Source organism: Sphingomonas sp. 1185 (genome assembly GCF_040544655.1).
Classification (GTDB): Bacteria; Pseudomonadota; Alphaproteobacteria; order Sphingomonadales; family Sphingomonadaceae; genus Sphingomonas.
On the sequence record NZ_JBEPKL010000007.1, the window covers coordinates 1 to 18,978 of the forward strand.

Consider the following 18,978-nt stretch of genomic DNA (forward strand, 5'->3'; position numbering starts at 1 on the left):
CGAGCGCCCACCCCTCACCCAGCTCCGACTAAGCCTTTGCTTTCGCAAAGGCCAAGTCTGCGCAACCCTCTCCCCTCTGCGAGGGGCGAGGGAAGAACAAGGCAGCGCTGAATGTCGATCGGTCCCAGGCGAGCATGTCGGCCGTTTCGGCCTGTTTCGTGGCGAATCGTTCTATCCCGTCATCGAATCGGGTCGCGCGCGAATCCCGGACGTCGCCGTGCGCTTCCCGCCGTCGATCATTTGCCGGGGTGGCCTTCGCAAATTCGTTCGTGCGCCCGGCGTAGGTGCCGTCGCGTATCGTCGCGATGCGTGATGGCGGCAGGGGGCTACCGTTCGAGGCCGCTTCCTCCGAGATAATCGTCCCCAAGGGGTGAATATCGGCAAGCAAAGCCTCGGCGGCATCGTCGTGGCGGCCGGAATCGAAAAAGACGGCGCGATGATTCCGCGCGATATGCCAAAGCATCGGGGCAAACACGTGTCGGCGGCTGTCTTTCGACAGCCGCCTCACATTTTCCACCAATGTTGGAAAGTGGTGCCCCACAAAGGCCGAAGGTGGGCACTCAGAACATTGGGAAATTTCGGTGCCAACGGGCTAATCTGAATGATGCGTCCGTTCTGAGCTGATCGACGAAGGAAGGCAATTAGGCCGCTTTGAACCACCACGCCGTTCTTTTGGTCGTTCATATTGATACGCTACTCGTGCTGTTCGCCGGTCGGTGGACCCAGCATAGCAGATTTGGCGTCGCCTTTGCGTCCTGCTTTAACGCATCGTTGCCAAACAAGGGCCAGCTCGACTGAAATGAGCTGGCAAATAGCATTATACAATTTTTACTCCGTGGAGGGTATTTTGAACGCGGAGGTAAATATGCAAGTTTTCAAAGCCCTTATCGGAAACAGGTTTCATACTAGCGAGGTGTACGTCGCCGCTGCCGACAAAGAGAAGGCATGCGCCGCCATTGAGCGACATCTCCTGTCTGAAAGCTGGCAAGCTGTTGAACGTCGCGAGTTGGAGTGGTCGGATCAGCTGGAAGGTAGTTGTAAGGCTACCGCTGAGGATCATTGCTACGAGGTTATGCGAGACAACGTCGAAGCTGAAACGGAACCGGCGGAAGCCGATGAATTGAAAAATCACTCACTCTACGGGCCTTTACTGCAAGATCCGGAATCGGTGAACACCTCAAGTGGACAGACGTGGGCGAACGGCTAGAATTGAGGATGATATACCCGCATATATCAATCGCCGGTCAACGGGATGGTGCCTCAAGAACGGGCCGAACATCTGGGAAATTGAACAAACAGGCATAGGTAGGTCGGGTATCAACGCCGGTTCAGTTTAATCTTGGTTGGTCCCCGGCCAATCGGTAAGAGATCTGCCGGGGGCGACTATGAGGCAGTTGGCATTGATGGCGCTCGCGACCTTCGGTTTCGCGGGCGAGGCAGCGGCGCAGCGCGCCGATCAGAACGCCGCGCGCGGCCGAGGATGCGTTCGGCGTGAGCTACGCCAATGAATCCGTGGGGCTTTACGACGAAGACGATGTTCGCGGCTTCTCCCCGATCGATGCCGGCAACGTCCGCATCGAGGGGCTGTATATCGATCAGCAGGCGGACCTCAGCTACCGCATCGTCGATAGCTCGATCATCCGCGTCGGCATGACGGCGATCGACTATCCATTCCCGGCGCCGACCGGGATCGCCGATTTTCGGCTGCCCGATGCGCCCGAGGCATTGGTCCTCAGCCCGCGGCTGAACGCCGGCACCTTCGGCGATGCCAGCGTGGAGTTCGACGTGCGCGCTCCGATCGCCGGTGACGCCTTGTCGGCGGCCGGCGGGTTCGGCCTCTACCGGGACAATGAGTGGTTTGGAGGCACGCCGAAGATATTTTCCGGCGGGATCAGCTTCAGGTGGCGCCCCGCCCCTGGTACCGAGATCATCCCGTTCTGGAGCCTCGACACGATCTGGAGCGAGGAGGCGTTGCCGACCTACTTCACCAGCGGGGCGTTCGTCCCCCCGCGCGTGCGCGAGCGTCACCGCTACACCGGGCAGGATTGGGCGACCAATACCAGTCGCGGCAGCAATGCCGGCGTGATCGCCCGCACGAAGCTGGGCGACTGGTCGCTGGCGGGCGGCCTGTTCCGGTCAGTGTTCGCCGTCAGCCGCGATCGGACGACGCTGTGGCTCGATGTGGACGAAGAAGGCACCGGCACGGAAAGCGTCTATGCGGCTCCATCGTCGCGCTATGCGTCCACGTCGGGAGAGGTCCGTGTGTCCCGCACCTTCGCGGAAGGTCCACGGCTGCATCATTTCCATGCGTCGGTGCGCGCCCGCAGTCAGGACCGGCTCTACGGCGAGGCGGAAGCGGTCGAGCTGTCCCGTCGCAACATCGCGACGCGCGCGCCGTTCGCCGAGCCGCCGTTCGCCTTCGTGGAGCGCACGCCTGATGACGTTCGGCAGGTGACGGGCGGCATCGCTTACGAAGGACGCTGGAAGGGGCGCGGCAGCCTCAACATCGGCATCCAGAAGACCGATTACCGCAAGCATGTCCGCCCGCCCGGGCGCGAGGCCATTACGTCGCGCGATCGGCCGTGGCTGTTCAACCTGATGGCCTCGCTCGACGTGGTGTCCGGTCTGTCGGCCTATGCCGGGGTGACGCGAGGGCTGGAGGAAAGCCAGGTCGCGCCGGACATTGCCGTGAACCGCAACGCCGCACCGCCCGCCCTCCGGACGCGGCAAGTCGATGCCGGCATGCGCGCCTCGCTGGGGAAGCTGCAAGCGGCGGTGGGCGTGTTCGATGTCCGCAAGCCCTATTTCAACCTCGACGGTGCGGACTTCTACCGCCGGCTCGGCGAGGTCCGTCATCGCGGCATTGAGGGTTCGTTGAGCGGAGACGTGACGCAGTTCGCCAGCCTCATCGCGGGGGCGGTTCTGCTCGATCCGCGCGTCACCGGGGAGTTGGTCGACAACGGCACGATCGGCGCGCGTCCTGTCGGCACAAGCCGCAGCCGCGTCGTGCTGGCTCTCGACGTGCATCCGGAGAGTTGGAGCGGATCGTCCTTCGACATTCAGGTGACGCGACATGGCGGATCGTTCGCCGACCAGGCCAACGCCGTCCGTCTGCCGTCGCGCCCGACCGTCGCCCTGGGTGCGCGTCACCGACTTCGGTTGGCGCGCCGCGATGTGATCGCGCGCGTGCAGGTGACGAACCTGTTCAACACCTATTGATGGATCGCAGACTCATCGGAGGGTCTGACCTACAGTTCCGGCCGCTACGTCGGGTTCTCTATCGCTAGCGATCTGAAGAATTAAGCGGCCAGGTTGCCCGGCTTTCTAGCGGTTGATGGACGATCGAGGATACGCAGGCCTTCAGGCCATAGTTCAATTGGGATATGGAGCAGCGCACGGCTTCAAAAGTCCGAGCAATTTGTAGGCAGTATCGTATCCGCGATGGCGTTTACCATAGCATACGTTGCTACATTCAATTTGTGGTGGTTGATACTGATATACATCGGCGATCATGCTGATCGGCGCCGCCGCTAGCAAGGCCATCAGCGACAATTCAGAAACCGATTGATTTCATAACCGCCCTTCCCGATTGGAAGCGCCCTGCAATGCGCCTATGACGTTCCCATCGGGATCGGCTCCGAGAGCGCTCACATCATTTTGGTGTTCATTCCTATTTTGGGAGGGCTGCATTGCCGGGTGTCCCAACCTCAACCCAGCGACTTCCTCTGCAGGCGTTCAAGCGCTGGGTCGCCTCACCGGCATATACCAAACGACATTACCGGCGCACCATCGCTGGACAGAGATGTCCAATATACGGCAAACTACCACCGCGAGGGGGCGGCGGATTATGGCAACTGGTGATTTCGGCAAAGTCGAGTTTGGGTTCGCAAGCGCGGAAAAGGAAAAAGCGCTTCGCCCCCAGCTTCTCGTCAATGGTTATGTTGACATTGACAATGCAGCAGCATCAGCAAAGGCTGGCCACCAGTTTCTATTTCTTGGATACAAGGGATCCGGGAAGAGTGGTATTGGCCAAAGGTTATTGATTAATGCGGAAAATGATCCGCTTACATTTGTGAAGAATGTATTGATTGGAGACTTTCCTTTCACGCCTTTTTCAAAAATTATTCGAGGTAATGCGGAGCCGGAGTCCAAGTACCCAGTTGCATGGTCTTGGCTAATGTTAGTTTACATTATAGAGTCTTTTTCGAAAGATTCAGGTTTAGTGCATCAGAGCCCCGCCCTCTTTGAAGAAGCGATGGGTGCATTTAAACAACTAGGCTTGGCTCCAAATCAAGACATTGCCTCGATTGTTAGAAAAACCACTAAATCTGGGTTTAAGCTGCAAATTCCAAAAGTTCTTGAGTATATGAGGGAAAGTGGTCCGGCGATAGAGGGCGCCGACGTTGCTTTATATGTGGAAGGATTAAAGGGAATAGTTTTTGCTACTCGCAGTGAAAGCACTCATTACATTGTAATTGATGGCTTGGATGACATAATCACGAAAAGAGGGACACAGAACTCCGCTCTCGGTTCATTATTTTTTGAAGTCGGGCGTCTTAATGAGGAGTTTATGGCTCAAGGAGTTCCGGCTAAAATAATTGTTCTATGCCGCACGGATTTGTTTGAGCGAGTTTCGAATGCTAACAAAAATAAGGCGCGGCAGGACAGTGCAATAGTTCTTGATTGGTATCACGATCCACAATCGCCGCAAGACTCACGCCTTATCGAAGCAGCGAATGCGCGGGCGACGCTTGCCTTGAAACGGCAAACGGATGTCTTTGCTGACTTTTTTCCCCAGAAGATAGATGGCATCTATACTGAGCGATGGCTTCTTGATCTTACCCGGCATACTCCACGAGACTTCCTTCAGCTTCTCAAAAATGTACAGTCGTCTTCTAAGGGTGAAAGGGCGACAGAGGCAGAAATCAAAGCAGGCGCTCGCACATATTCAATAAACTATTTTCTTCCAGAAATAAAAGATGAACTCGATGGCTACTGCTCTGTAGAGGAGGTGGAGGCTGTTTTTTCAACTTTATCATCATTGCGAGAGCGCGAATTCAGTTACGCATCATTTAAGGGTGAGTTTATAGAATCCGGCGGAAACGAAGATCGTGTCGATGATGTGCTGCGTACGCTATTTGACTGCAGTGCGATTGGGAATGTTCAACATCGTTCGGGTGGTAATACACATTACACTTTTTCTTACAGAAACAGGCAATCGAAATTCACCAAGGCGGAACGGATACTCTTGCATAAGGGACTGTGGAAAAGCCTCAATCTTCGGTAACGGCATTAAACGTAGAACCTTCCTGCTTGGGAACTGGTAGCGAGGCGGCCAGACGTGCAAAGTGCGCCGTAGTAGCCTCTCGGAAATAAGTTCCGCAAAAATATGTTCCCGATTGCTCTTTTCCGTAATGGCATATCGGGCGCCGAGAACGCGGGGAAGATCACGCTTAACGTATGTCCGTTATAGACAGTCCAGCCTGCAAGCTGGAACGTCCGGGTGTGAGTGCCTTCGCCTCGTCGTGCGCGTACTCCGCTCTTCATTCCGGTCGATTAACGCGAGCATAAGGGCAGTTGCTGGGCCGTCCTAGGAGGTAAGATCGCTAAACGGCGTCAGCCAATCGCAGCCCTATGCTCGGGGATGACGTCGAGAAGGTAAAAAGCCCGGCGCGGGTCGGCTACGGAACCATGATGATCGCCCGAACCGCGCAGTCCTCGCTTGCGCAGAAAGTCTCGGGACGCCTCGATGGCCTTCCACGGATTCGAAGAGTTGCGATTGCCATCGGCCAACACGGTGCGGCGATAGAAGGCGAGCAGTCCAACCTGTCGCGCGACAGACAAGCGGCGCAATTTGGCGCGGCAATAGGCGGGCAGCGGCCGCAGGATCGTCATCGCAGGTGACGCCTTTCCGGCGATCACTGCATCGATCATGGCGGGCAGCTGCTGCTCGGCCTGGATCAGGCGGCGGATGGCGACGCTCATGGCGGCCAATCGCTGCAAGCCATACCACTCGATAGCATAGGCCTTGGCCTCGACATTGCCGGTTCGGGGCGTTGCCGTACGGGCCAGGAACGGATCGGCGCGAAGCTGCGCCGCGATCCGCTGCATCATGGCGGCGACATCGGTCGGCGACAGTCTGGTTTCAACATTCTGATCAGCCCGTCCGACATGCTTGGCGGTGCGTCGGATGATGGGATCGGTGTGCTGGGTGAGCGACATGTTGACGCCCGACCAGGCTGGCTCAATCTCGCGATTGCGCCATTCGCCCGAACCGAAGAACAGGTCGAGCACCGTGTCGAGGGCGACCCGGCGATCGCGCAGGTCGTTGAGCGAACCCTCGAGCGAGCGGTTGCCCGGAAGCAGAAAGCCATAGTCCGGCGTCTTGGTCAGTCGTGCGCTGACCAGTTGGACGTCATGGGCGCACCAGATCAGCGCTTGCCCAACTAACAGGTCGCGCAGGCGCTTCGTCGCGTCGGTCACCGCCTGGCTCTGCTGGAGATGGCGGACGACAGAACCGAGGCGCCCTCCGACCAGTGCCGTGTAAAAACAGGGCTTCTCGGCACTCAGCTGCCAAAGCCGATCGACGTGGTCGTCGAAGGCGCGCCCGGACGACCCTTCTCCGAACCAGTCTCCGACCAGTTCATGGGGCTCGAAATCTCTCCCCGTCGCCACCATCATGCGCTTCAGAAAGTGCCTGAGATCGTCTTGGGTCGTCGGGATGAGGTCCAGCGGGACCAATGCTTCCTTGGCATCGAGGATTGCAGGCGGCAGCGTGCGGATGTCGGTGGTCGAGGGGCTGAAAAGGAGGCGGTCGAACCGGTCCTCGGCGATGCCACCGGAATAGATCCGTGCGTGCATGTCGCGGACCAAGCCGACGAGATCGCCGTCGCTTGCCAGCACGCCGCCGAGCAGGCTCGGCGCATCGGTCTTGCGGCCGTTAGCCTTGAGGTGATTGCGATAGGTCGGCTTCACAGGGCACGCTGCGCCGCGTCGATACGGCCCTTCAATGCGTCCGCCGCCCGGGCGAGCTTTTCGCCGAGTGCGGCCATGTTGGCGAAGGCCTCATAGCCGGTGCCACCGGCGTTGAATTCGGCGTCGAAGCGCGCGGCCGCCTCGTTATACTCCTCGGCGAGCCGCTTGTACGCGGCGATATCCGCGTCGATCGTGGTCATGTCATCCATTGTCGTCCTCCAGGTTGGGCAGCGAAGGCTCGCGCCAGTAAGTCGGGTTGCCATTGTGCAGGCGGATCCATTCGAAGGCCTCGCCGCGGTTCTTGAGATCGGGGCCCGGCACGGCGAGAAGCTCGCAAAGGGTGGCGACGAGCTCAGCCTGGCCGATGCTGATCGGCTTGGTCCGCCACGATGCCTTGGGATCGATTGGCCCGGTCTTGAGGAAGCGCTCGACCTCCTGGTCGTAGAGCGCCTTGCGGCGGCGCCATTGCAGGATACGCCCCCACTGATCGCACCAGGCCAGCCGGGTGGGATCAGCGAAAATCGAGCTGATGATGTCACTGATCATCGGTCCCGCGCCTGCCGTAATGGCGGTGGTCATCCAGCGCGCCATACGCTCTGGATGTGCGAACAGCCCGAGGAGCGCGGTGTCGCTGATGCCGTCCAGCCCCGCCATGACGAGGGTGGAGCCGAGCGCGTATTTGCGAGCGTCAGCCGAGCCGGGGCCGCCACGCCGCTTGTCCGCCGCGCGGTACTGACGCCGAAGCTCAGCGGCGCTTTCGGCGACGATGGCAAGCGTGTCGACGATCCTTTGCTCGGTCGCCGCAAGGTCGTCGGCGATCGCCTGCAACCGATCGGAAGGGGTGGTGGTGACTGCGTCCATGCCCGCAAGCGATGCCGAGCCGACGCGCTGCGCGCCTCAACCCACCCCCGGTAAAACGACCAAGCCACCATCCGACTTTTGCCCAGGGTCGGTGGAGGCACCCAAAGGCAGAACGGTGTCAGAAGGTGGGAGGTAGAGGGGGTGGTGCGCGATAAAGGTTTGTTCTGCCAGAGGCAGACAAACGACGCGCCCACCCCCTCATCCGCCACGAAGGGCAAGGCAGGTGACGATCGACTATGCGGTGTTGAAGGCGCGATCGGCGGATGTTTCCGCCGCGCTTGCCGATGCGCGTAGCGCGCGGAACCTGTCGAGTCGCCGCAAGCGTGCGGACGAGCGTGATGAGCAGATCGCGGAAGGCGTGCGACGTCGACGCAAGGCGATCACGGACCAGGAGGCAGACGCGTTCCTGAAGCGACGCCTGCGGATCAGGGTCGCTGACGCCGACCGCCCGCGGACAGGATCACGCACGCCGCGCCGGTTGTTCACGCGTGGCGTCGAGCAGATGCTGAAGGGGACGACGGGACTCACCGATGCCCGTGGCCCCGATGATCGCCACGCGATCCACTATTCCTTCACCCCGCGCGGCTTCGGGTCGAAGAAGGGGCGGCGCTGGCGTGCCGGCGAGGCGGAGCGCGCCGCACTTTATTCGGTTCGCCAAGATGCGCTGGAGGATGGGGAACTGGGCTGGTGGTCGAACATCGCCGCCGACCGCAACGAACTCGTTGCCCATTATCGTGCATCGGAGGCGCTGGAAAAGCACGACCGTGCCAACGCCAACGTCTATATCGTCGAGGTCATCGCGTTGCCGGCTGAGCTCACTGCCATGCAACGGCGGCAGGCGGCCGAGCGCATCTGTCGCCGGCTCGAAACGCTGGGTCTGGCCTATACCATCGGGATCCACTTGCCCGACGCGGCAGGCGACCAGCGCAATTTCCACCTGCACTTGGTCTACTCGATGCGGCCGTGCCAGCGGATCGCGCCCTATGAATGGGATTTCGCCGCTGCCAAGCGGACCGAGATCAATACGCCGGCCGGGATCACGCAGCGCCGTTGCGCCGTGGTGGTCGCAGTCAACCAGACGTTGCGGGAAGCCGGTATTGCCAAGCGCTACACGCCATTGTCTAACCGCGAGCGCGGTATGGCGCCGCCGGAACGCGGCAAGGTCGGGCAGCAGGAGACCGCGTCGGCGCGGCGGTTGGCCGCGCTTGAGGATCGTCACGCACGCTTGGCGGCATTGCAGGCCCATACGCGATGGGTGCGGCAGAGGCTGCTCGATGTCGCGGACCGGCTGGATGCGGCACGCCGGAAGGTGACGCGCCATCTTGCCGCGGCGTCCATCGCGCTTGGCCACGACGCCATGGAGATCATCACGCCCACAGAACGTCGCGGCAAGGTCAGAGAGGCGCTCGATCGCGCCTATGACATGGTTGGTCGTTCAACGGCGAATGCTGATCTCCGCCTGGAGTCGGCGCGGCGCGCTGTGCAAGCTCGTCGCCGCTGGGCCGCGACACATATCCCAGTGTCGATAACCGGGATTGCCCGTATCGATGACCGTGCTGGCACCATCAAACGCTTCGACGCCATCGCTATCCACGCGGACGAGACTATCCAGCAGCTCCAAACCGACGTCACACAAGCCCGCCAGCGAATGCCGGTGATGGAGGAGCTGATGTCCGACACGGCAACCGAGAATAACAATACAATGACGGCCGCCGCCGACTCTGACCCCGCGGCCGATATCCGTAGTGCCGCAACGGCGGATGCCGAGTCGGCGAAGGCCGAACAGGCTGCGCAGACAATTGCGCGGGCTATGGTCGGGAAGGCTCTGGCGTCACTGAAGCGCAAGGCCAAGGCGATACGGCGCGACGCCAACGGACTGTTCGTCGCCGACATCGCGAGCCTGTCCGTGACCGAAAGAAAGGTGCTGGCCCAGCACATGGCCGATCCACGCGTGCAGGAAGCGCTGGCTGAGCTGTTCGCCCGCGAGATTGCGAATGCACCGATTAGCTTGGGTGAGTTGACGACCACAGCAGTCGGCCTCGGCCAAAACGATCGCTTCAGCAACGAGCCTGGACGTAAACGACATGACAGAACCCGTGATCAAGCGCTTCCTCACCGACGCGCCGGTATCCGATCCCCCGCAGGGCTGGCCGGCTTGCGCGTCCTGCGCGCAGTCGGTGTGGATGATCGATCGCGAGACGCCGCGGGCGTTCTGCCAGACCTTCGGGGGGATGACGTTCGGCGAGGAAGCGCGGTTCATCTCGAAGTGCGAGGCGCACCAGCCGATCGCCTGACCGATACCGCAGGTATCGCGGCGACCTCAACGTCCGAACAAGCCTGGGGTCACCGTGACCCAGAGACCAGGCGAGGATTGAGGGAGCAGGCGGAGGAAACTGCCCGGGATGGGGCGCACCAGCCGGCTTGGCCGAGGGGGCGCGCCGATACCAGTGACGGGACGGTGTCCGGCCAAGGCCGTGACGATCACGGGCGGTAAGACGCCCGAAAAGGCGCGGCAGCAACGCGAACCTGCTTCGCGAGAGAAAGCACGGGCAGCATGATCCCACCCGACCGGACGGTGATCCTGTTGCCGAAAGCCTTGCGATGCCCTTCTTTTTTGATCGGTCCGCGCCACAACCGCGTCCGACTGCTCGCCAACATGCTCCGGCCAATCGAATGGTGGCTGCGCTACACAGTAAAGCCATCCGCTGCACGGACGATCGGCCCTTTGATGCGCTGCGAGTCCGATACACCAGGCCTATACCCGCTCGACTGATGGGGGGCGATGAGGACAGGACACGGGTTGCCTCGCAAAAGGCCGAACACGAACGGTGATCTTGGCCGACCATTTTATTCACGATCACGTCTGGCGCTACGATCGTCGCTTGAGATTGTTAACCTGCTCGGGATAGAGTCGGCCTGTTCGCCAGCAGGCGGACCGAGGCGTGACAACCTCGTCGGTAAGTAGCCGTATGCCCGGCCCGAACCAGTTTCGGCCGGGGAGCGGGCGTGCATGTCCAGGGCTCTTCGGGGCCTAAAGACGCTCGCGCCTGTCTTACCGCAGGTTGTCAATCTCCGGCTCACGGGCCGGCACCGCCTCGTCAATGTGGGGCGGTGCCGCCGGCTGGGAAAGCCTGTCGGCACCGACGCGAACGGGGGTTCGGTCGTGGGTGCGATGAAAAAGGGCCGGGGCAAGCGGTCGACCATTATCAGAAATACGGCGGTGGTAACCGCAACGATGCTGCTGGCTGCATGCGGTGGGGGCGGTGGCGTCAATTCGCCCGGCAGCAACGCGCCCCCGACCGGGGCGCCGGCTCCCACACCTACGCCAGCGCCCACACCGCCGCCGACGGCAGCGGACAGTGTAGAGTACAAGGCATCGGCCGGCGTTGCGGCGATGAAGGCCACCTATGCCTATGACAAAGGCATCACCGGCAAGGGCGTGACGATCGCCATCGTCGATACCGGCATCGATACGAACGGGACCGAGTTCGCCGGTCGGATTTCGCCGGACAGCACGAGCTTCGATCAGAAGATTGCCCGCTGCCGGACCTGCCCTGCCGAGACGGTGCGATACGATCTGAAGGACAATAACGGTCATGGCTCACAGACTGCGGCCATCGCGCTCGCCGCCCGTGACGGCCGGGGTATGCAGGGCGTCGCGCCGGACGCGACGCTGCTCGCTCTCAAGATCGCCGGGCCGGACATGTCGAACGTGACGGAGACGTCGGGACCAGTGCCGGAAGGTGGTGGTCCGAACGCGGCGCTTATCGCGCCCGCGATCACCTACGCGGTCGGAAAGGGCGCGTTCGTCATCAGCATAAGCCTGAACGGCTTTGCGGGCGGCCAGATCGCTGTCGAACAGCGGGCGGCGATGGATCTGGTGCGGGCGCAGAACAGGCTGCTGGTTCAGTCCGTCTCCAACTCCGTCGACGAGAACAGTTTTAGCGGGCAGATAACCGAGAGCCTGATCGGCAGTGACCTCGCCAACAAGAACTGGTTCCTGTTCGGTATTCGCGTCGACAAGAACCTGCAGCCTCCCTCAGGCAATGGCACCCCGGGTTTGCTCGCTGACCGCATGCTTGCCGTGGTCGCGGCTGATGTAGCGGCCGTGGGCAAGGACGGCGAAGCCGTTACCGTCGTTGGCAACAGCTACGCCGCTCCCGCGATCGCCGGTGCGGCAGCGCTGCTCAAGCAATATTGGCCGCAACTCGGCGGCAAGGAAATCAGCCGCATCCTGCTCGACACCGCTACCGACCTTGGTGCGGCAGGTGTGGACGAAAAATTCGGCGCTGGCCTGCTCAATGTCGAGAAGGCGATGCAGGCACAGGCACCTGCCACCTCTTTCGCCGCCGCGCAGGCCTTACTGGCGCGTTATTCGTCGCTCAGCATGTCGGCTCCGTTCGGTGGTGCCGCCGGTTCGGCGGCGTTGGGCAAGAAGGTTGCTGGCATGACAGTCTTCGACCGCTACGGTCGCGATTTCCGTATGCAAGGCGCCTCCGGCATTCGAGCGCAGAGTTCGGGTTTGCTGGCGGGTGCGATGCTTATGCCGGTCGATCCGCCTTGGCTGACGCCTAACACGACCGACGCAAGGTTCGGCTTCGTATCGCCAGCCACGACCACCGGCTACTGGCAGGGCGCGCGATCAAATCGTCCGGCTTTTGCCTCCTTTTCTCCGGCACCGGGGCAGACGGTCACGCTGGGCGCGAACGTGGCGATCGGCCAAAGTGCCGCCATTGCCGGATCGCCATTGCGCGGGATCGGCGCGACACCGGTCGGCATATCGTCGAGCTGGGCCAGCGGGGGCTGGTCGGCATCGTTCGCGTCAGGCATCTCGCGTGATCGTCGTACCGGGCAGCGCACTATCGCGGTGACGACGCCACTTGGGATTGGCATGGAGCTGACCGACCTCGCCGAGCATGGCAGGGCGCTGGGAATGAGCGGCGGTCCAGACCTCGGGCTGGAGGGTGCCGCGACGACAATGGCGACGCTGACGATGCGGCGTACCATCGCCGGGGTGGCGCTTTCGGTGCGGTCGACGGCTGCCACCACCCACGTTTTGGGCGGATCTTCCATGATGCGCTTTGACCGGTCAGTATTGAGCACTGCCTTCGCAGTCGAAGGCTCGCGCGGCCTGCTCGGTGGTATGGCGACGCTCGGTCTGTCCTCACCCCTTCGTGTTGAACGTGCGCGCGCCACTATGCTGGTACCGGTCAGCTACGACCTGATGTCCGGGGCGCTGACGACGCGGATGGCGGTGGTCGATCTGGTCCCATCGGCGCGTGAACTCGACATCGAACTGGGCTGGTCGGCGGCACTGTCGCCGATGTCGTCGCTACGTTTCGGCATCGCCCGCGCTTTCGATGCCGGCCATGTCGCAGGTGCGACCGACACTGCGGGATACGTGATGCTGGTGCTGCGATGACCTGCCACCTCGCCGCACGCGCACCGCCTGCGGGCTGACGCCGCCAGTCGGCGACCAAGTCGAAGACCACCAAAATTTCCGACGTCGGCACGGCTTCCTGGCGAACGATGTCGCGCGTCCAACGAACGAGGAAAGTGACGATGACGATTTGCAGAATGATGGCGATCCCGACCATGATGCTGCTGGCGATAGGCGGTACGGTCAGCGTACCGAGCGTGGCACAGCCGGTGAAGACGGCACCCAAGCCGGCCAAGACGCTCGACATTGCCGGCATCCGCCCCGGCATGAAGACGGCCGACGCAGTGGCGCTGCTGCAGCGGACGGGGTGGACAGTGCGTGCCAATCCTGGCGACAGCTGGGCAGAGGTCGTGGCGGATGCGGTTGCCCGACGTCGCGATCAGATGCCGCCAAACTCCGCACGGTCGGGCGTGTACAGCTATAGCGCCGCCAAGGGCGAAGAGAGCGTCTCGCTCAATGTCACCCCGACGCCGGACGGTGGCCGGGTTGGTCTGGTCCAGTATCGGGCGCCGCAAGCTGGCCGCAGCTACGAGCAGATTCGTGCCGAGGTGATCGCTCGCTACGGCCCATCGATCTATGGCCCGCGCCAACGGGTACTGATCGCACCGCAGGGCAAGCTCGGCGAGACGATGTCGCTCGAGGTGGACTCGACCGGCATGCACCTGACGCTGTCGCCAAGCAGTGCGGCGGACCGTGAAGCCCGCGCGCTGGTCGACCGGGCGGTGACTGCCCGGCTCGGCGCAGTCGGCACCTCTTTTTAAGCGGAGCGGCAGATGCCCTACCTCATCGGCATGATCCTGGGCGATGTGCTCGGCCGGATCGGGTTCTTCCGCGCCGCCGGTGCTACGCTGCTGCTGGGCGGGGTCGCGTTCCTCGCCTATCGTCTGGTGGCGGCGAACCTGGACCCGGCGATTGCCTACGGCGGCGGCGCAGCAGCACCGCTGGCGCTGTTCGGTTGGGCGATCTGGCATCCGGCGGCATCGCGACTGCGGCTGTGGATCGTTGATGGCGTCTATCTCGCCGCCCGGCTGGCGATGTGGTGGGCTGGCATCGCCTTCGCCATCGGCCTTGTCGCAGCCCAGTTCCGTATCGACCGCTGGCTAGCGGGGGAATGGCCGCAGGCGGCGACCGCCACCTTTTTCTGGCTGGTGCAGCAGGCACTGGGCGCGCAGGTCGCCCGCTCGCACCGGATCATGGGCCAGCGCAGCATCATTGAGGTGGACGCATGAGGTATCGGCTGACGCTGCGCATAGTCGCGGCATTGATACCCACCGTCACAGTGGCTGCCGCACCTCGACCGGTCGTGCTGGAGGCAACGACGATGGCCGACTGGCGGTCGGCCAAACTCGACGGGACCGGTTGCTACTGGTCGCCGCGTCGGGGCGGACCGATCCACTTCGTCGCTGCCGGTAACACGGCGATGACCAAAGTCGGCGGTCGCATCGTCATCCTAAAACCACGACGCGATGCGAAGCCCCTTTTCCCGTTCACCCATGACGCCTGGCGGGCCGATGACCTGACCATCCGAGTCGTGGATACTGCCCGGATTCGGGCGATGGGTTACGAAACGGTCACTACCGACGCGGTGCTGATCGTCACCCGTCGCAACGTGACGATCCGGCTGCGCGGATCGATGATCTGCGGCTCGTAATCCTGATGATCACGAAGGTTTGACCAACCTTTTCCTGCATTCGGTCGAATGACGATGCGCCTTCATCGCGAAGGCGAAGGTAGACCGGCCGGCCCGGCCGGGATGATGGTTTGGAAGGTGCCTGCGGCTGTGCCGTAGAGGCGAAATGATGGTGCGGGACCGGCGAGCAGCCCGCCGCTCCCGCACAATATCAAGGACTTCCATGTACATCGTAAATCGAGAGCGCGAGCTCGCAAAGGCGCGCGCCCTGTCCGGAGCGCTGGCCATCGCCGAGCGCGCCGGTTGGCGGATCGACCGGTCGGTGCCGATCCTGCCCGTTCCTTTCCGCAATTTTCTCCACATCGCTGCCGCCGAGCTGCTGCTCGTGCCGTCAATCGAGCCGTCACGCGGCGATCTCGACACCGTCGAGCGCGGCACCCGCATTGCCCGGTGCGATGCGCTGGTGGTGAAAGCGTCGAGCGCCGGACATCGAACCGTTTATTGTGCGGTCGGCGAGTGGCAGCGCCATGGCACCGTCTGGCATCATGCCCGCCGGCTCTGGCTTTCGCGTACCTCTAAGCCATGGCTGGTGCCTGACCCGGCGGAGCCGGACGAAAGCGGGGCGCTCTTCCGCCTTTCCCCTGGTCGCCTGCGCCCGATGATGCTGGCACGGATGTCCGCCGCTGACGGAGGCTGCGATCTGAAACCCGGGCTGGAACGTGCCGATGCTTTCCTTGCCGCCGTCTGGGGGGATCGCTGATGAGCAAGCCGCTGCCCTGGATCAGCCCGTCCGACGCCGACGACATGGTGTACGACGATCCGCTCGGGCCGACGCCCGATTTCGGCTACGCCCTGCTGCGCAAGAGTGCGAAGGGAAAGCAGAACAGCGTCGCCGATCTGGCCCGCGCCAAGCTGCAACCTAGCAAGCCGGCTGATGCGGATTGGCTGGCAGATGGCCTGTGGCCGATCACCTGCACGATGCACCGCATCGTCACCGCGCCCGGTGTCGCGGTCCCGGCTGGCGCGCTGGAAGAAATCTTCCACGGGTATGACGCCAGAGCGAAAGCGCATCAGAAATTGCTGGCGGTCGTGCTGACCATGAGATTCCCGCACAGCTGGCAACCTGCCGACATCCTGTCGCTGGTCGGTATGTACACACTGGAAAAGCTGGCGCTGCAACGCCGACTGACCAGCATGATTGTCGTGCATATGCCAGGTGACGAACTGTCGGCTCGTCGTCCGCACGCCCATGTCGTGTGTCTGTCGCGCGTCCATCGCCCTTCTGGCTGGGGCGAGGTGCATCCGGACCTCATCGCCAAGAGCGCGCAAGCGCGGTTCCAGCAGGAATGGGAGGGTTTCTACGACGTCTGGGTGCCGCGCTACCGCGACGGCTGACTCCTTGAGGGCGGGATCCGCAGCGGTCCCGCCTGCCTGCCGGGGGCAAGATACGAAGGAAGGAGGATGCTCCCCGATCCGGGGATGAAAATGGAGAAGACGATAATGACGACCGACAAGAGCACGATCATCCGCCGCCACACCGAGGCAGTCGCCCAGCTGCTGGTCGGCAGCCGCACGATGAAGCCCGGCGCGGCGATCCTCGCCGGCGAAATGGGCGGAGCCGAAGGGCGGTTGCGTATCAGTGCCATCGCGCACAGCAGCGGCAACGATCTGGTCTATCTGGATTTTGCCGATGGCGAGACCGGCTATCAGCTGACCGGCATCACGCTGTGCGCCGTTCGCGACGGCATTTGCCACCTGCAGACCGACTGCCGCCTGTATCTGAGCCGAAATGGATCGCGGGCGATCATCCTGCCGCGGCCCGGCATCCGCAAGGCGTACCGGCTCGCACCTGGCGAACTGATCCAACTGGCCAACCAGCCGGCTGACCGTGACGAGGGCATTGCCCGCGCCGAGGCGCGGCTCGCCAAGCTGGTCGCTCGCCGCGCAGCTTTCGCCGATCGTGCTGCCGTCCGGACCCGGCCGCTGGCAGCCTGATCCAAACCGGCTGACACTGTCGGTCGATCATCGCGTCGACCGATCGTGACGGCTCAGCATCCCGGTGACAAAACCTCTCTACCTATAAAGCGGACGACCTCACAAATTCGGACAGCGGCCAATAAATATTTCATGCTTCTGTCCGAGAATGCCGAGCCGTCCGCTTTATAGAGTAAGGGAGGCCGTCATCTCAGCCGTCACGCCGACAGCGACACCGGTTCAGCCGCCCGCCGATGTCTATTCGACTGCCGAGGTCAATGCGATGCTGGAGGCAATGACGACGACCGACCACAGCTACCTGCGGCGGCGGTCTCTCTATCTGGCGCAGGGGCATTACATGCTTGCCAGTGACCTTCGGCAGGAGGCGTTCGTCCGGGCGCTCGATGGTCGTCGCCAATGTCGGCGCGGCTACGACATCGTGAACTTCCTGATCGGGATCATGCGCAGCCTGACCTCGCAGGAACGGGAAGCCGAACGCGACGGCCTGCACCCGGTCCCGCTCGACCTCGACGACGATACGCTGGCGATGGCGTCGTTGGCGCCCAGTCCGGAGCAGGTCGGGCATGATGCGCTGCATTACCGGCGGACCCTCGCCGCGATCCAGCAGTCGATCGGGAACGACCCGCAGTTGGTCACCTTGCTGGATGCGGTGCTCGACGGCGAGAAGGGCATCGCCTTGCAGAACCGGTTGGGGCTCGACGCCAAGGGCCTCGCATCGGTGCGCAAGCAATTGCAGCGCAAGTTGGCGGCCGCCGCCAAGGACAGGAGCATACCATGAACGCCGATGTGGACGAACTGGCGCAGCTGCGACTGCTCGACGACTTCCTCGACGGTGAGGATGTCGAACCTGATCTGGCCGACCTGCAGGCGGAGATCGCTCAGGCACAGCTGGCAGTGAAGAAGGCGAACCTGCGCGCGATCCGCGCCAAACTCGATGCCGGCACCGATGCTCGGGTCGTCCCGATCGATCGGGCGCGTCTGCGAGCGCAACTGCAACAAGCCATGTCGGGCGATACCGACCTGCGCATGACGCTGGCTGCTCGCGGCAACGATGACCACGACATCGACGACCTGATCGATGATCTGGCCGAACTCGACCACGAAGCAGGCGACCGCCCTGCGTGACGGCAAAAGTCGTACCGCCTGCCGAGCGTCTGCTGCATGACCTCGGCATCACCAAACCGGGCGAGATCGATGTCGAGGTCATCGCCTGTGCCGTCGGCGTGACGGTGCGCTATCGTCGTCTTGGCGTTGGCGATGCGCGGATCGTCGGTCTGGGCGACCGGGCAATCATCACGGTCGACGACCGTGCCAGCCGCGTCCGGCAGCGTTTCTCCGTCGCGCATGAGCTCGGTCATTGGCACCATCATCGCGGCCGGCGGCTGATCTGCCATGTTGCCGAACAGCAAGACGGAGCGGCAGGCTGTGAACGCGAGGCGGACGGGTATGCTGCCGACCTGCTCATGCCCCGCTTCATGCTGGAACCGCTCGTCGCTGGCGTCCCGATGTCATTCGGTCTCGTTTATCAAGTTGCCAGCACGTTCGGCGTCAGCGCGATGGCTGCCGCCTTGCGGCTTGCCGATGTTCATCCTGCGGCATTCGCCCTTGTCGTCGAGGAAGCGGACGGGCGTAGATGGTTCAGACGATCAGCAAGCCTGAACCCTCGTTGGTTCGTGCGGTCTGCAGCATCAGACATGAGGGCAACGGCGGATCGATGTCGATTGCCTCGTGCGAATGTCGCGTTCGCTGCGCCAGCGCAGCAATGGTTCTTGGGCCAAGGTGTTGGAGACGCGGAAGCGATGTACGCCATCGACAGGATGGCATGCGGCCGGGCTGTGCACCTTGTTGTAGTGACATAGTCTGACGGTGAGCTACGGAAGATACCTGGTGGATAGCGGAACGGCCGGTTTGGGCCGTCAGGTTTGCGTTCCCAGCCGTTCGTTCGCCAACCGTCAGACGGTAGCTACGCGCCTTGACTTTCGTCTTTTAAGTTGATCGGCGGCGATCCCGAAAGCTGCCGTTTGCCCGACCTGCTGGCTAACGCCGCTACTGGTCAAAAGCGCCCATTCTCACCCGG

18 protein-coding genes are annotated in these 18,978 nt (G+C 62.5%); 14 read left to right on the forward strand and 4 right to left on the reverse strand.

Annotated elements, in window-relative coordinates; translation table 11 throughout:
- Positions 1-28: 28 nt before the first annotated feature.
- Positions 29-508, reverse strand: coding sequence for a hypothetical protein (locus ABIC44_RS07150; RefSeq protein WP_354294550.1), 480 nt, complete (start codon positions 506-508; stop codon positions 29-31).
- A gap of 357 nt (positions 509-865) precedes the next feature.
- On the opposite strand from ABIC44_RS07150, the gene ABIC44_RS07155 reads away from it, so the two are divergent.
- The 3 genes from ABIC44_RS07155 to ABIC44_RS07165 all read left to right on the forward strand — a co-directional run bounded on the left by ABIC44_RS07155 (position 866) and on the right by ABIC44_RS07165 (position 5,287).
- Positions 866-1,207 carry a hypothetical protein gene (locus ABIC44_RS07155; RefSeq protein WP_354294552.1) on the forward strand — a complete coding sequence of 114 codons (342 nt, stop codon included), beginning with the start codon at positions 866-868 and terminating at the stop codon, positions 1,205-1,207.
- A 284-nt stretch (positions 1,208-1,491) separates the two neighbouring features.
- Positions 1,492-3,219 carry a TonB-dependent receptor domain-containing protein gene (locus ABIC44_RS07160; RefSeq protein WP_354294554.1) on the forward strand — a complete coding sequence of 576 codons (1,728 nt, stop codon included), beginning with the start codon at positions 1,492-1,494 and terminating at the stop codon, positions 3,217-3,219.
- A gap of 628 nt (positions 3,220-3,847) precedes the next feature.
- Positions 3,848-5,287, forward strand: a complete 1,440-nt coding sequence (locus ABIC44_RS07165; protein ID WP_354294556.1) for a P-loop ATPase, Sll1717 family — start codon at positions 3,848-3,850, stop codon at positions 5,285-5,287.
- A 329-nt stretch (positions 5,288-5,616) separates the two neighbouring features.
- On the opposite strand, the gene ABIC44_RS07170 is transcribed toward ABIC44_RS07165, so the two are convergent.
- The 3 genes from ABIC44_RS07170 to ABIC44_RS07180 are packed head-to-tail and all read right to left on the reverse strand — an operon-like array spanning position 5,617 to position 7,836.
- The gene (locus tag ABIC44_RS07170; protein WP_354294558.1) at positions 5,617-6,975 is read right to left on the reverse strand and encodes a hypothetical protein; all 1,359 of its coding nucleotides are present in this window, start codon (positions 6,973-6,975) and stop codon (positions 5,617-5,619) included.
- Positions 6,972-7,175: a hypothetical protein gene (locus ABIC44_RS07175; RefSeq protein WP_354294560.1), complete on the reverse strand. Its 204-nt coding sequence runs from the start codon at positions 7,173-7,175 to the stop codon at positions 6,972-6,974. The genes ABIC44_RS07170 and ABIC44_RS07175 overlap by 4 nt, the downstream gene beginning before the upstream one ends.
- A gap of 1 nt (position 7,176) precedes the next feature.
- Positions 7,177-7,836 carry a hypothetical protein gene (locus tag ABIC44_RS07180; RefSeq protein WP_354294562.1) on the reverse strand — a complete coding sequence of 220 codons (660 nt, stop codon included), beginning with the start codon at positions 7,834-7,836 and terminating at the stop codon, positions 7,177-7,179.
- A 223-nt stretch (positions 7,837-8,059) separates the two neighbouring features.
- On the opposite strand from ABIC44_RS07180, the gene ABIC44_RS07185 reads away from it, so the two are divergent.
- The 11 genes from ABIC44_RS07185 to ABIC44_RS07235 all read left to right on the forward strand — a co-directional run bounded on the left by ABIC44_RS07185 (position 8,060) and on the right by ABIC44_RS07235 (position 18,760).
- Positions 8,060-10,330, forward strand: coding sequence for a MobA/MobL family protein (locus ABIC44_RS07185; protein WP_354294563.1), 2,271 nt, complete (start codon positions 8,060-8,062; stop codon positions 10,328-10,330).
- A 900-nt stretch (positions 10,331-11,230) separates the two neighbouring features.
- On the forward strand, positions 11,231-13,258 hold the full coding sequence (locus ABIC44_RS07190; RefSeq protein WP_354294565.1) for a S8 family serine peptidase: 2,028 nt from the start codon (positions 11,231-11,233) through the stop codon (positions 13,256-13,258).
- A gap of 134 nt (positions 13,259-13,392) precedes the next feature.
- Complete coding sequence (locus ABIC44_RS07195; RefSeq protein ID WP_354294567.1) at positions 13,393-14,037, forward strand: hypothetical protein; 645 nt, start codon at positions 13,393-13,395, stop codon at positions 14,035-14,037.
- A gap of 12 nt (positions 14,038-14,049) precedes the next feature.
- On the forward strand, positions 14,050-14,505 hold the full coding sequence (locus ABIC44_RS07200) for a hypothetical protein (RefSeq protein WP_354294569.1): 456 nt from the start codon (positions 14,050-14,052) through the stop codon (positions 14,503-14,505).
- The gene (locus tag ABIC44_RS07205) at positions 14,502-14,927 is read left to right on the forward strand and encodes a hypothetical protein (protein WP_327556477.1); all 426 of its coding nucleotides are present in this window, start codon (positions 14,502-14,504) and stop codon (positions 14,925-14,927) included. Before ABIC44_RS07200 ends, ABIC44_RS07205 begins: the two co-directional genes overlap by 4 nt.
- Positions 14,928-15,129: 202 nt before the next feature.
- Positions 15,130-15,666 carry a hypothetical protein gene (locus ABIC44_RS07210; RefSeq protein ID WP_354294570.1) on the forward strand — a complete coding sequence of 179 codons (537 nt, stop codon included), beginning with the start codon at positions 15,130-15,132 and terminating at the stop codon, positions 15,664-15,666.
- Entirely contained in the window at positions 15,666-16,301 is a 636-nt protein-coding gene (locus tag ABIC44_RS07215) for a hypothetical protein (protein WP_354294572.1), read from the forward strand. The genes ABIC44_RS07210 and ABIC44_RS07215 overlap by 1 nt, the downstream gene beginning before the upstream one ends.
- A 105-nt stretch (positions 16,302-16,406) precedes the next feature.
- Positions 16,407-16,901 carry a hypothetical protein gene (locus tag ABIC44_RS07220; protein WP_354294574.1) on the forward strand — a complete coding sequence of 165 codons (495 nt, stop codon included), beginning with the start codon at positions 16,407-16,409 and terminating at the stop codon, positions 16,899-16,901.
- 148 nt (positions 16,902-17,049) lie between these two features.
- Positions 17,050-17,679, forward strand: coding sequence for an RNA polymerase sigma factor (locus ABIC44_RS07225; protein WP_354294576.1), 630 nt, complete (start codon positions 17,050-17,052; stop codon positions 17,677-17,679).
- Entirely contained in the window at positions 17,676-18,026 is a 351-nt protein-coding gene (locus ABIC44_RS07230; RefSeq protein WP_354294578.1) for a hypothetical protein, read from the forward strand. The genes ABIC44_RS07225 and ABIC44_RS07230 overlap by 4 nt, the downstream gene beginning before the upstream one ends.
- Positions 18,023-18,760 carry an ImmA/IrrE family metallo-endopeptidase gene (locus ABIC44_RS07235; protein ID WP_354294580.1) on the forward strand — a complete coding sequence of 246 codons (738 nt, stop codon included), beginning with the start codon at positions 18,023-18,025 and terminating at the stop codon, positions 18,758-18,760. The genes ABIC44_RS07230 and ABIC44_RS07235 overlap by 4 nt, the downstream gene beginning before the upstream one ends.
- The last annotated feature ends 218 nt before the right edge of the window (positions 18,761-18,978 follow it).